General features: G+C 69.1%; 10 protein-coding genes and 1 pseudogene. 2 read left to right on the forward strand and 9 right to left on the reverse strand.

The genetic code is table 11. The annotated features are described in order from the left end of the window. Window positions 1-11 precede the first annotated feature (11 nt). The 8 genes and pseudogenes from smc to GH2_RS12525 all read right to left on the reverse strand — a co-directional run. Window positions 12-3,662 carry a chromosome segregation protein SMC gene (gene smc, locus GH2_RS12490; RefSeq protein ID WP_066168141.1) on the reverse strand — a complete coding sequence of 1,217 codons (3,651 nt, stop codon included), beginning with the start codon at window positions 3,660-3,662 and terminating at the stop codon, window positions 12-14. Window positions 3,663-3,727: 65 nt separating this feature from the next. Then, entirely contained in the window at window positions 3,728-4,012 is a 285-nt protein-coding gene (locus GH2_RS12495) for an acylphosphatase (protein ID WP_066168143.1), read from the reverse strand. A 4-nt stretch (window positions 4,013-4,016) separates the two neighbouring features. Further along, window positions 4,017-4,424: an OsmC family protein gene (locus GH2_RS12500; protein ID WP_066168145.1), complete on the reverse strand. Its 408-nt coding sequence runs from the start codon at window positions 4,422-4,424 to the stop codon at window positions 4,017-4,019. 128 nt (window positions 4,425-4,552) lie between these two features. Further along, window positions 4,553-5,152, reverse strand: coding sequence for an LGFP repeat-containing protein (locus GH2_RS12505; RefSeq protein WP_066168148.1), 600 nt, complete (start codon window positions 5,150-5,152; stop codon window positions 4,553-4,555). A gap of 38 nt (window positions 5,153-5,190) precedes the next feature. Next, window positions 5,191-5,682 (reverse strand): hypothetical protein, encoded by a 492-nt coding sequence (locus GH2_RS12510; RefSeq protein WP_157086080.1) that lies wholly within the window; start codon window positions 5,680-5,682, stop codon window positions 5,191-5,193. A gap of 50 nt (window positions 5,683-5,732) precedes the next feature. Continuing rightward, the gene (locus GH2_RS12515; RefSeq protein ID WP_084247465.1) at window positions 5,733-6,944 is read right to left on the reverse strand and encodes an MFS transporter; all 1,212 of its coding nucleotides are present in this window, start codon (window positions 6,942-6,944) and stop codon (window positions 5,733-5,735) included. A 10-nt stretch (window positions 6,945-6,954) separates the two neighbouring features. After that, complete coding sequence (locus GH2_RS12520; RefSeq protein ID WP_066168156.1) at window positions 6,955-8,031, reverse strand: FAD-dependent oxidoreductase; 1,077 nt, start codon at window positions 8,029-8,031, stop codon at window positions 6,955-6,957. Continuing rightward, a pseudogene (locus GH2_RS12525) lies at window positions 8,028-9,008 on the reverse strand (MFS transporter); the annotation flags it as partial. The pseudogene GH2_RS12525 and the gene GH2_RS12520, both read right to left, overlap by 4 nt. Window positions 9,009-9,088: 80 nt before the next feature. Here GH2_RS12525 and GH2_RS12530 point away from each other — a divergent pair. Continuing rightward, a complete protein-coding gene (locus tag GH2_RS12530; protein WP_084247466.1) occupies window positions 9,089-9,931 on the forward strand; it encodes a LysR family transcriptional regulator in 843 nt (280 codons plus the stop codon). Window positions 9,932-10,232: 301 nt separating this feature from the next. On the opposite strand, the gene GH2_RS12535 is transcribed toward GH2_RS12530, so the two are convergent. Then, window positions 10,233-11,837 (reverse strand): DUF222 domain-containing protein, encoded by a 1,605-nt coding sequence (locus tag GH2_RS12535; protein ID WP_084247467.1) that lies wholly within the window; start codon window positions 11,835-11,837, stop codon window positions 10,233-10,235. 422 nt (window positions 11,838-12,259) lie between these two features. On the opposite strand from GH2_RS12535, the gene GH2_RS12540 reads away from it, so the two are divergent. Next, window positions 12,260-13,021 (forward strand): hypothetical protein, encoded by a 762-nt coding sequence (locus tag GH2_RS12540; RefSeq protein ID WP_157086081.1) that lies wholly within the window; start codon window positions 12,260-12,262, stop codon window positions 13,019-13,021. The last annotated feature ends 11 nt before the right edge of the window (window positions 13,022-13,032 follow it).

Below are 13,032 nucleotides of genomic sequence, written 5' to 3' on the forward strand. Positions count from 1 at the left end.
ACGTCTTCCCTTCAGCTCTGGGGAGCGGAGTCGGTTGCCGGTGAGGTGTCTGGGTCGAACGGCGCGTTGGTCTCCGCAGCCGGCGCGATGTCGACGCCGCGGAGTCGCTGCGAGATCACCTGGGTGATCCCGTCGCCGCGCATGCTCACACCGTAGAGCGCGTCGGCGATCTCCATGGTGGGCTTCTGGTGCGTGATGACGATCAGCTGCGACTTCTCGCGCAACTGCTCGAACAGGGAGATCAGCCGACGCAGATTCGCATCGTCGAGTGCCGCCTCGACCTCGTCCATGACGTAGAAGGGCGACGGCCGCGCGCGGAAGATCGCGACCAGCATCGCGACGGCGGTCAACGACTTCTCGCCGCCCGAGAGCAGCGAGAGCCGCTTGACCTTCTTGCCCGGCGGACGCGCTTCCACGTCGACGCCGGTGGCGAGCATGTCGTCGGGGTCGGTCAGGATCAGCCGTCCCTCGCCACCCGGGAACAGCGTCGCGAAGACCTGGACGAACTCGCGTTCCACATCGGCATAAGCGTCGGTGAAGACCTGCAGGATCCGCGCGTCGACGTCCTCGATGACGTCGAGCAGATCCTTGCGCGCCGCCTTCACGTCCTCCAACTGCGCGGACAGGAAATTGTAGCGTTCCTCGAGCGCCGCGAACTCCTCCAGCGCGAGCGGGTTGACGCGCCCCAGGGTCTTGAGATCTTTCTGCGCGGCGCGGGCGCGTCGTTCCTGAGTCGCGCGGTCGTACGGCATGGGCGCCGGAGCGACCACTTGATCGCCGCGTTCCTTCGCCGCCTCGTACTCGCGCATCTCCAGCTCGGACGGCGGCATGGGCACGTCGGGTCCGTATTCGGCGACGAGATCGTCCGGCGCCATCGCGAACTGCTCGAGCACCTGTTCCTCGAGCTGCTCGATCCGCAGTGCGGCCTGCGCTTTCGCGAGTTCGTCGCGGTGGACGGCGTCGCGGAGTTTGTTCATCACGCCGGTCAGCTGCTCCACCTGGGCGCGCAGGGCATCGACCTCCGCGGTGCGCTGGGACCGCACTGCTTCCAGCTCGTCGCGCCCTTCCGCGGCGTCGGCGGCCGCACGCGCGACCTCGTCGGCCAACCGCTCACCGGTCTCCACGACGGCGCTCGCCACCCCGGCGGCGTAGCGGCGTTGCGCATCCTGTCGGCGCTGACGTTCTCGGTTGGACCGTTCGTTCGCGGCCGCGCGCCGCAGATTGTCGGCCTTTCCACGGACCGATGCCAGTCGCTCCTCGGCGGTGCGCAGCGTCAGCCGGGTCTCGACCTCCACCGACCGTGCGGAGGCGACCTCCGCGGCCGCGGCGTCGCGCATCTCTCGGTCGGTGTCGCCGGACGGCGCCTCAGCCGCTCCGTCGACGGCACGCGAGAGTCGTTCTTCCACCTCGGTGAGCTGAGCCAGATTCTCGGCGCGGCCCTGCTCGACGAAGTTCCGTTGCCGCACCAGCCGGTCGGCCTCATCGTTCGCCGCGCGAATGTCGGCACCGAGGCGACCCAGGGTCTCGTAGGCCGCTCCGACGTTCGCATCGGACTCGTGCAGCGCCGCGAGCGCGCCCTCGGTCGCCTCCCGCGTCCGCGTCTGCTCGTCGAGCGCTTTCGCCAGGTCGCGTTCGAGCTGTGTGGCACGACCTTCGGCGCGCGCCAGATCGGTGGTCGCTGTGTCGATGGCCGATTGGACCTCGATGGTCGACGGCCGTCTCGCCGAACCGCCTTCGACGGCCGCCGCCGAGATCCGGTCGCCGTCCCGGGTGACTCCGGTGACGCCCAGCTCGCCCGCCAGGCGCAGACCGGTCGCCGCGTCGTCGACCACCACCATGCCGTCCAACAGCACGTCGAGTGCTCCGGCCACCGATTCCGGCGAACTCACCTGGTCACGAGCCCAGACCACACCAGAGGGCAACGACGGCCGCTCCGCGCGCGACCGCTCGGGCAATCCGCCGACGATCATCGCTGCACGACCGCCGTCCCCGCGGCGCAGTTCCTCGAGCGCTCGCACCGCGGCCAGCCCGTCGACGGTCGCGACCGCGTCGGCGGCTGGCCCCAACGCTCCGGCCATCGCGGCCTCGTACCCGGCTGCGACCGAGAGCAGTTCCGACAGCGGCGACAGCAGCCCGTCGGTGCCCTGCTCGATCAACCAGGCGCCGCCGTCGCCGCGTTCCAGACCCACGGACAACGCGTCGATCCGGGCCGTCAGCGACGCGATGGCGCGGGCGGTCTCCCGGTCGTCGGCCTGGAGCTTCTCCACCAATTCGGTGGCGCGTGTCAGCGATGCGGCGCACTTCTCGTGATGCTCGTCGAGACCGCGCTCGGCTTCCTCCAACGCGGCCACGTGCTCCACCTCGGTGTCGAGCGCCGCTTGCGCGGCCTGCGCCCGGTGCGCCGCGGCATCGATCGCCGTGGTCAGTCGAGCGGTCTCGCCGTCCACCGACTCCACCTTGGTGCGCAGATTGGCGGCCTCACCCTCCAGCCGAGCGAGGCCTTCGCGTCGATCGGCGACGGCCTGGACCGCCGCCATGTGGGCGCGTTCGGCCTCGTTCGCCGCCTGCTCGGACGCGGCGAGCGCGGCCGTGGCGTACTCCAGGCGTTCGGCCGCCATCTCGACGGTTTCGGCGTGCTCGGCTTCGGTCATCGCCGCCTGCTCGGCCTGTCGTTCCAGTTCCTCGGGGTCGGGCCCGGAGGCCGCGGCACTCGGCGACGACAGGTGCGCAGCGCGTTCGCCCGCGACGCGAAGGGTGCCGCTGACCCGCTCGGACAGCGCGCTGAGCTGGTAAAAGACTCTGTTGGCCTCGGACGCCGCCGGTGTCACCTGCGCGAGGTGTTCTTGCGCGGCCGTCAGCGCCTCGGTCGCGGCGTCGAGCCCGGCAGCCACCTCGTCCTGCTGGCGGCGCACCTCGGCTTCCACAGTGCTGTGCTGCGCCATCTCCTCGCGCCGCTGCACCAGATCGTCGGCGGCCAGCCGGAGCCGGGCGTCGCGCAGGTCCGCCTGAACCGTCGCGGCCCGCCGTGCCACTTCGGCCTGTCGCCCCAGCGGCTTGAGTTGGCGCCGCAGTTCGGTCGTCAGGTCGGTCAACCGGTCGAGGTTCGCGGCCATCGCGTCGAGTTTGCGGACGGCCTTCTCTTTGCGGCGGCGATGCTTGAGGACGCCTGCGGCCTCTTCGATGAAGGCGCGACGCTCCTCCGGGCGCGCCTCCAGGATCGCGGACAGTCGCCCCTGTCCCAGAATCACGTGCATCTCGCGGCCGATGCCGGAGTCGGAGAGCAGTTCCTGCACATCCATCAGACGGCAGGAGCTGCCGTTGATCTCGTACTCCCCCGCGCCGTCGCGGAACATGCGTCGGGTGACCGAGACCTCGGAGTAGTCGATGGGCAGCGCACCGTCGGAGTTGTCGATGGTGAGCGTCACCTCGGCGCGCCCGAGCGGTGCGCGGCCCGACGTTCCGGCGAAGATGACGTCGGCCATCTTGCCGCCGCGCAGGGCTTTGGCGCCCTGCTCGCCCATCACCCACGTCAGGGCATCGACGACGTTCGATTTGCCCGACCCGTTGGGACCCACCACACACGTGATGCCGGGTTCAAAGCGGAGCGTCGTCGACGACGCAAACGATTTGAACCCTTTCAGTGTGAGGCTTTTCAGGTGCACGACCGATCAGCCTACCGAACGATGAGTGCAGGTCCCGGCCTCGCCGTCTCCCGGGCCGCGTCGGATCAGCGTTCGACGAACCCCGTCAGGTCACCGCGTGCCGCCTCGTACGAATCGACGACGAGGTCGACGTGTCCCGGCGTGTCTCCCGAGCGCAGTGCGTCCACGAGCGCCTGCAGGGTCTCGCTCGGCCCCTCCGCCACCACCAGCACGCGGCCGTCGACCTGGTTCGACGCGTAGCCGACCAGACCGAGCTCCAACGCTCGTGAGCGCGTCCACCACCGGAACCCCACGCCCTGCACGTGGCCGTGCACCCAGGCGGTGAGGCGCTGCGCATCGCTTCTCGTCACGAGGTCAGTCCGTCTCGACGGTCAGGTCCACCTCGGTGCCCGCTCTCAGGGTCCGCCCGACGGTGCACACCTTGTCGATCGCCCGCTGGACGACCACCAGCAGTCGTTCGGCCGCATCGGCATCCAGTTCGGAGAGATCGACCTCGAGGACCTCACTGAGCTTCGGATACACCTCGTTCTCACGGTCGGCGTCGCCGGAGACCCGGACGGTCGCGTCGTAGTCGTCGCCGAGTCGGCGAGACAGCGGCCGATCAGACGACATACCGGTGCACGCGGCGAGCGCGATCTTCATCAACTCTCCCGGCGTGAACACGCCGTCGACGTCCTCGGAGCCGACCAACACTTCGGCGCCGCGCGAGCTCTTGCCCGTGTAGCGACGGACACCGGTCCGCTCCACCCACAGTTCGGTCATGTCGTCCTCTTCTCGGAAGCTGGTTCTCTTGCGACGGCTCTTCGCGTGGTTGAGGCATCGGCCTCATCGGTTCCGAACATTAGTCGGGCGCCAATCCTTCCGGACGCCTACCTGCCGCGTCGGCGGCGCTACAGTCCGGCGGGGACCGTCCTGCCCTTGACCGTCACCGTCGCTCGTCGCGTTGCCGTGTCGTAGGTGACCTCGCCGTGCTCGAAGGTCGCCGACTGCACGGTCCCGACGGTCGTCACGTCGCTCGTCACCGGGCCGAGCGGCCCCGCGGAGCCGTTCGATCCCACCCGCACCGGTCGGCCCGCGGCGTCGCGCTCCACATTCCACGCATCGCGGATCTTGCCCCACGTCAGATAGGCGGGCGTTCCCGCGGTCGCGTTGCGTGCGGTGATGACACCGCCTTGGAACTGCTGGTACACCACACCGCTGTCGCGGGTGCCCGCATTGCGGCTGCCGGTCAGCGGCAGCCCGAGGATCTCTTTCTCGTCGGCCGTCGCGGCCGCGTATCGAACGGCGATCGGGCCCGTCATCGTCACGTCGCGACCGGCCACCCCCTCCACTGTCACCGTGGTCGGGCCGGTGCTCGACGTCGTCGACGCGGGCGCGCTCGTGGTGCTCGACGCAGTCGTCGAGTCGTCGGCGCAGCCGCTCGCGATCAGCACGACGGCGCCGATCCCGGCGACGATGCCGGTTGTCCGGTGGCGGACGGTCTTCCTCATACTCTCCCTTTCGGTCGCGGGCGGACGCTCTCGTGCAGTCAGCCGGGCATCCGCGTGTACGTGTTGTTCGCGTCGGACGGTAGTGCGGCGCCGCCGTTCCAGTTGACGACGTTGCCGCGTCCACGGACGGCGAGGGTGTCGATCGGTCCGTTCACGACGACGGCCGCCGAGTCGGCCTCCACCGTCAAGGTCCCGATGCCGTCGACGTTGATCACCGTCCCGTCGCTGGAGATGGTCGCGGTGCCCCACGTCTTCCCGAGCACCGTGACGTGGGCGCCGGTGATCGTCACCGATGCTGCCGATTCGATGTTTCCCGATACCCGGTCGGCCGTCACCTGAACGGGTCCGCAGTCGCCGGTGATGATCGGTGTGGCGCCCGCGGTACCGATCACGATCATCTCTCCGGGGTCGCAGACGCCGCCGTCGGACAGATCGCGCGCCGTGGGATCCGCCTCACCGCCGCACCCGATCAAGCCGGCGCAGCCCGCTGCGAGTAGACCCATGACGAGGCCGGCCCTCGGTGTGTTCATTCCGCCATGTAAGCACGTGTCGGGACACCCTGCGCGCCATCGGAACCCATTCAGCCGCGGTCGCCGACGGGCTCGTCGTTCGGACGCACTGTCTGATCTCGGATGATGACGGGGACGAGAACTGTCATCGCCGCGGCGAGCGCTGCGACGCCGAGCAAGGCCGCCTGGAGATCGACGGTTCCGGCGATGAGCCCCACATAGGGCGGTCCGGCGAGAAAGCCGGTGTAGGCGACGACAGTGAGCATCGACGTCGCCCTGCCGCGGCGATCCTCACTCACCGTGCGCGAGACGATCCCGAGCAACGTCGGGAAGAGGACCGCGGTACCCGCGGCCGCGACAGCGAGCGCCATGAGGGCGACCACCAACGACGGTGCGAACGCGATGCCGACAGTGCCGACCGTCGCGGCGAACCCGCCTGTCAGGAGCAGGGCTCGCGAATGCTGCGGGCCGACGCCGCTCACCGAGAACCGGGCCACGGCGACCACCGCGGCGAAGACCGCGGGACCGAATGCGCTGATGCCGAGCGGTACCGACAATTCGTCCTCGAGGAAGACCGCGATCCAACTCTGGTGTGCGTTCTCCGTCGCGAAGGCCAAGGCCCCCAGCGCGCCGATGCCCAGCAGAAGACCGACGGTCACTAGGCCGTCCGACGCTGTCGCCGCAGCAGCTGTCCTCGGTGCCGACGCCGTGTTCGCGGGCGCATGCCGCGTCCTGCGGACGATGCCCACACTCGCCGCAGCCGCCGCGGCCACCACGAGCCCGAAGGGCGCAAGCACCGGGAGGCCTAGCCAGTTCAGCGCACCGGTGACGAGCGTCGCCACGACCACCAGTGCGGAGAACGTGGCGTGAGCAGGAGTGATCACCGGCCGGCCCGCCTGTTGCTCCGCGCGACCGGCGAGCGAGTTCAACGACACGTCGGCGGCGCCGCTGGCTGCGCCGACGAAGGCCATCCCCATGCACAGCGCGACCGGCCCCAGGTGAGCGCAGCTGACGAGGGCGCCGCCTGCGACGCTCAGTGCGAGCAGCAAGGGGCCTGCCGGCCACAGCCCGAATCTGTCGAGCAGGCGTCCGACGACGAGCATCGCGGGCAGTGCACCGGCCCCGACGAAGAGAAGTGCGACACCCAACTCCAGGTCGGTGACTCCCGCCTGTTCACGAAGTCGCGGAATCGAGGCGCCCCATACTCCCCAGAACGCTCCGAACACGGCGAAGCCCCAGAACGACGGGCGGACGAACGACGTGGCCGCAGACACACGTGTCACGGTACACAGTTCACCTAGCGGACTCGGCGACGGCCGCTGCCGCCCGGAGGCCCGAGCCGAGCGCGCCCTCCAGGTGTCCGGCGAAGGCGGGAGCGGTTTCGGTGGATGCCCAGTGAATCCGCTCGTGGACCGGGCGGTGGAACACCGCGTGCCCGTACGTGCCCGTTCCGGCGCCGACGGCGGCGGTGGGCTGCGTGTACTGCTCGGCGCTCCAGTTCGCGACGCGGGTCATCGTCGGGTGTGCGGCGTCGCGACCGAACAGCGTGGTCAGTTGTGTGCGGAACGCGGCGGCGATCCCGTCGTCGTCGTGCACGGGCAGACCGACCGCCGGGGCGAACCCGAAGATGGCGGCAGGACGTCCATCGGGACCGCTGTGGTCGTGGAACTCACGGAATGGACCGACGTGGCTGATCGCCGCCCCGGAGAGCCCCCGGTCGCGCCAGAACGGCGCGTCGTATACCGCGACGGCTTTCACCATGCCGCCCATCCAGACCGCGGTGCGCTCGGCGGTCCGGCGCACGTCGCCCGGGAGGTCGGGAACGAAGTGAATCGACTCCGCGGCCAGCGGCGGCGGGACGGCCACCACCACGTGGTCGGCAGCGATCTCGTCCGTCGGGGTGCACACCCGGACACCATCGGCGTCGGCGACGATCGTGTGGACTGGTCGCCCGAGGCGGATCGTGCCGTCCGGGAGTCGATCGGCGAGCGCCTCGACGAGGCTCTGCGCACCAGCCGCCACGCGCGTGGCCGGGGCGTCGACGGGGTTGCCGTCGAGGCGCTGCACCACGCCCGCGTCGAACAGTGCGTCGCCGACGAGATGTTGCTCGAAGGTCGGTAGTTCGAGGTGCCCGACGAGCGATGCGACAAGCGGTTCGTTGGCCCAGAACCATGTGGCGCCGAGATCGATCGCGCCGCCGTCGATGGTCACGGAGTGGGCGCGACCGCCGATGCGGTCGCGGGCCTCCAGGACGGTGACCGCACATCCCGCGTCGACCAGCGCCGTCGCCGCGGCCAGACCGCCTGCTCCGGCACCGACGACCACGGCCTCCGACCGACCGGCGCGAGACCGACGCGCATTCGACGTCACGACCCCTCGCTCCCGGCGCGCGTGGCCTGCGGACTGCGAGCGACGACCAGGACTCCCAGCGGAAGCAGCACGAGGATCGCCAGGATCGACAGCATCGAGAACGATGTCGCGACGAGCAGCGGCCCGGCGAGGAAGGCCGCCGTCGCGCCGCAGAGGTTCGACAGTGCGTCGACCCCACCCTGTGAAGCCGCACGCGTGTCGTCGGAGACGACCGAACTGAACAGTGCGGAGCCTGCCACGTTGACGAACGACCAGCCGATGCCGAGGAGAACGAGCGAGACGATGATCGCACCGGTGCCATCCGGTCGTGCCGCGCCGAGTACCAGCGAGACGACGAAGGTCAGCAGCCCGATGATGATCGTGGTTCGGTGGCCGAGACGGTCGGTCAGTTGTCCGACGATCGGCGAGAACGCGTACATGCCGACGATGTGAAGGCTGATGGTGACTCCCACGATGTCGACCGAGCCGCCCTGGTGGGTGATGTGCACCGGTGTCATCGTCATGATCGAGACCATCACGATCTGCGCCGAGACGATGGCCAGCACCGCGTAGCGAGCACCCGGGTTGATGCGCAGTTCGGCGCGCATCCGACCGATCGCTCCGCGTCCACGGCCGGCACTGCGGGCACCGGCGCCGCGCTGCGCTTCGAGGAGCGGATCGGGGCGCAGCAGCGCGAAGGCGATGGCTCCGGCCAGAGCCATGCCGACGGCTGCGATCAGGAACGCGCTCGAATAGAGACTGAGGCCGGTGGCGTCGGTCACGAGCCTTCCGGGCACCGCGAGATTGGGGCCGAGGACCGACCCCAGCGTGCCGACCCAGACGACGAGGGCCAGCGCACGGCCGTGGCGATGCGGCTCAGCGAGGTCGGTGGCTGTGAAGCGCGCCTGCAGGCTCACCGCGAGACCTGCACCCATGAAGAACAGTCCGACGAACAGCGGCACCACGAGGCGCCCCTGCGTCGCGACGACGAGCAGAGCGCTTCCAGCCGCTGCGGTCCCACCATCCCACGGTGAGTGCGGTGCGGCGTCCGCGGCGGGCGGCGAGAGTTCCCAGCGGGATGCCCATCAGGGCTGCACCCAGGGTGCTGGCGGTGCGTGCGAGTCCGGCCCAGGCCGGGATCGCCAAACTCGAGGCGACGCTCGGCGCGCGGTTGTTCGACCGCTCCCCTCGCGGCGTCACGACAACCGCATTCGGGGAGGCGATGCTGCCTCGGATCGAACGAGCGTTGGACGCCCTCGACGACGTCCACGTCGAGGCCGTGCGGTGGAACACTCCGGCTCCCGACACGATCCGGGTCGGCGTCTCCCCGCTGATCAACCCCAAACTCGTCGCAGGCGCGTATCGGGCGGTGTGCGATCAACCGGTTCCCGATCACTATCTCCGCCGCCAATTGGTGCTTCGCGAGGCGAACATGAGCGAACTGCGCGAGGCCCTCGTCGAGGGCGATCTCGACGTCATCGTCGTGCCTTCGGTCGAGCCGATGCCCCGCTATGAACATCGGGTCATCGACTCCGAACCACTCGTGCTCGTCGAACCTCGAGCGGGTGACGGACCGGCGAGTCTCGATGAACTCGCGGGACGGCAGTTGATTCTGCTGCCCGATACGTGCGGACTCACCACCTTCACCCACAGCCTGCTCAGAGAGCACGAACTGTCCGTCACCGCCTATCCGGGCGAAGCGGGCAGTTATCGGGTGCTGGAGGAGTGGTCGCACCTCGGGCTGGGCTCGGCGATGCTGCCCAGGTCGAAGCTCGCGGCACCCGATGCTCCGCACCGCGAAGTCCTCGACGCCGAGGGCCGAGTCGTCGAGATCTTCTACGAGGCCGTCTGGGACCCGAACTCCCCGATCGCCGAACAACTGGAGGTTCTCGCCGATCGCCTCATCCAGCCGAAAGACTGACGTCGTCCGCGTCACGCATACCGGTTGGCTACGGCCGACCTGACGTACTTCGAGCCGCCGACTCACGCCCCAATCCCGAAAAACGGCGCTCCTCGGCTGTCCGATCTATGGGCGTGTCGCTCCCGACTAGACGCCCGCTCCGTCCGCAGTCGCGCCTGTCGTCCGTCGCGACACACCGAGGAATCAGACACGCCGCGGACGAACCTGATCTGTGCCATCACGATCCGACTCCACCCACCACAAACCCCGACGACGTCCGCATGACGCCGCCGCAGAGGGCGAACGAGACGACCTCGTTCAGTCAGAACGGCGGTTGGCCGTCCGCATCCGCCATCGCCGCAAGTTGCGCCTCCTGCTCTTCGCGGGCGCGGCGGTTCGCGGCCCGGCGTTGCATCCGGTAGCGGTGCTTGGCCTGCACCCGCGACGAAGATCGTTCTGGTGCGTGCTCGGCGTGTCCGATTCCCGCGCGTGTCGAGACAGTGGTGTCGGGGTGTGAGCACGGAATGAGTCCGAGTTCGGGGAGCAGCCATGTGTTCGCCGCCTGCAGGCGCACGGTCACGCCCTCCGGAGTGGTGACCTCGGTCCAGACCACACCGTTGGCGTCGACGATCTGATCATCGAGCCAACCGTCAGCGTGGGTTTTCAAACCGTGATGGAACGTGCACTTCGGATTCAGATTGCACAGACAGGTCGGACCACCCGCGGCCGGGGCGGTGTGGTCGAACTCGGTGACATGATCGAGCTCGCACCGCCACGCCGGACGATCACATCCGGCCCAGGAGCAGGTGCCGAACAGTCCGCGGACCGCCGTATCCAACGCGGCCGTCGGACGGTACGGATTCCCGGGCTGGCACATCCGATCAGCCAGGTCAGCCACATTCAGCGGGCGGCACACCGCATCCGGGCGGGCCGCGAGATCCCGAACATGGGCCGCCGAGATCGGGCCGTGCCCGTCCATCACCGCCGGCACCTCCGACACCCCGTCCAGAGTTTCCTGCCGGGTCACCACGTGCACCACGATCCTCGCGCACCGCGCCGCCACCTGCGCTTCCGACAACTCCGCCGCACAATCATCACGCTGACATTCGCAGGTGAACGGCACACCAGTCATCCGAGCGACGGCCGCATCCGCACGCAACTGACCACGCGTCCGCGGATCATGACGACAGACCCCGGCGATCACGGCGTCGACGGCGTCTTTGCACAGGAGTGCATCCTCGGGCGTGGTGGTGACGATGACCTCCGAGGCGGTGTCGTTGAGCGGGTTGATCACCATCTTCTTGGCGGCTTTGGCCTGCTCGCGGGTCACGGTCACCGCATCCCGATCATGCTCGGCGACGATCGCAGCCACCGCGTCCTCGACGCGCCGCGCCGACAACCCACCCATCGTCGTCAACCGGTGCGCGATCTCCGCATCGATGAACGCCAACAACTCCGCATCGTCGACCAGGGCGGTCTGCTCCACCACCCGCTGAAACCACGCCGCCGTGATCACCCCGTCCCGCAGCAGCCGCCCGACCGCCGGGATGCGTTCGAAGCAGGCTTGTGCGGCTTCGACGAACCGTTCGGCGGTGCACTGCCGGACTCCGGCGACCGTGGCATACGACGCGGCGACCTGACACAGGGGGTCGTACACCCGCGTGTACACGTCGGTGGCGCCGGTGGCGTCGGCCTGCGCCATCCGCGTCCGGAGCAGCCCGTACACCGCCTGATACCGGTACCACCGCAGGAGTCCGCCGACCGACTCCGCGTGCGCGGCGAACACCAACGCCGCAGCGTCATCGGACTGCGGCTTGCCGACCGTCTCCGGCCGCGGCACACACAGCACGATCGCCTCGTCGGTGACCTGTACCGACGCACCCACCACACCCGTCCGACCTGCCGGACCCATCGTCGCCACCGCCATGACACCCTCCCCAGTCAACGAAACCAAAACAACCCTGATCTAGAACTCCCGTTCGATGATAGGCGCAGGGTCTGACAAGACTGACAACACTGGCAACCCGGATCGGACCCAAACGCGAGAACCCCCGCGATCCAGCGGCTCACCGCGTGGGCAACACGTGACGACCTGAGCACCGCACAGCGACTGCAGAACTGACTCGCGAGCCGACCACGGCTCTCCCGTCATCGCCGAACACGTTCCCATGAGAGAGTCTGTAGAGGACGAGAGGGCGCCACCGGTGTCCGTCGAAGCGGCACCCGCCTCTTCTCGGACACCACGCGATCCAGTAGCGGGTCACCTCCGTGGCATTCCCGAGGATGAGGGAGTTGAGCTGCGATGCCGTCTACACCGCACGCCGTGCGCCCGAAGATCGCAGAGGCATCGTGAGCGGCCACTGGCCTGGCGACCCTGCCGCGGCGTGGGCGGACGCCGTGCGCTCCTCCGACCGCTATGACCGGCTGACGGCCCCGCCTCGGATCGACTCGGCGGATGCGGCATCGCTCGCCGATTGGAATGAGGACCGGCATTCTCTGCGGTCACTGCTGCCGATGTTCGCGATCGTCAGCGCCGCCGCAGGCGTCGTCCTGATCAGCGGGCTCCTGCTGGGCATCCTGCCGCTCTCCGGACCTGACGCGACGAAGGAGGTCGTGCAGTGGGTCTCGGGCATCAGTCTGCTCATCACGAGCGCCGTGCTCGCGGCCCGGGAGGTCGTGACCAGACGCAGGACCGAGTCGCCGCAGACCATCCCCGTGCAGATCGTGCTGTGCCAACTGCACCCGACCAGATTCGAGATCCACGACGGCGACGGCTACCGCGAGACCTGCATCGCGATCGGCGCAGGCATCCCGGACGCACAGGCCGCACGCGTCTTCACCGCTTTCCAGGTCTGGCTGGGACGGCTCTATGAAGACCACGACGCCGAGAGCCGTGCCCGTAATGAGCTATGGCGACCGTCCGGTGCGAACGTCTTCACTTCGGAAGAGATCTTCGGGCCACAAGCCGCGGGCGGATACCTCGTCCGTCGCCCCGCGCTCGCTGCCGACGGATGGGGCGCGCTGATCACCCGGCGTAGGCCGGCGACGCTCGCAGGGCAGCTCCGGTTCGCGGACGTCCTGCAGTGGACCGGCAACGGATGGCGCCCGTGATGAGCGCCGGT

It is taken from the genome of Gordonia hydrophobica NBRC 16057 (genome assembly GCF_001592365.1).
Classification (GTDB): Bacteria; Actinomycetota; Actinomycetes; order Mycobacteriales; family Mycobacteriaceae; genus Gordonia; species Gordonia hydrophobica.

Bases quoted from the DNA above. Each gene is read 5' to 3' on its own strand.
- GH2_RS12500 (WP_066168145.1), bottom strand. From the start codon at position 4,424: ATGACCGAACTGTGGGTGGAGCGGACCGGTGTCCGTCGCTACACGGGC.
- GH2_RS12505 (WP_066168148.1), bottom strand. From the start codon at position 5,152: ATGAGGAAGACCGTCCGCCACCGGACAACCGGCATCGTCGCCGGGATC.
- GH2_RS12510 (WP_157086080.1), bottom strand. From the start codon at position 5,682: ATGAACACACCGAGGGCCGGCCTCGTCATGGGTCTACTCGCAGCGGGC.
- GH2_RS12530 (WP_084247466.1), top strand. From the start codon at position 9,089: ATGCCCATCAGGGCTGCACCCAGGGTGCTGGCGGTGCGTGCGAGTCCG.
- GH2_RS12535 (WP_084247467.1), bottom strand. From the start codon at position 11,837: ATGGCGGTGGCGACGATGGGTCCGGCAGGTCGGACGGGTGTGGTGGGT.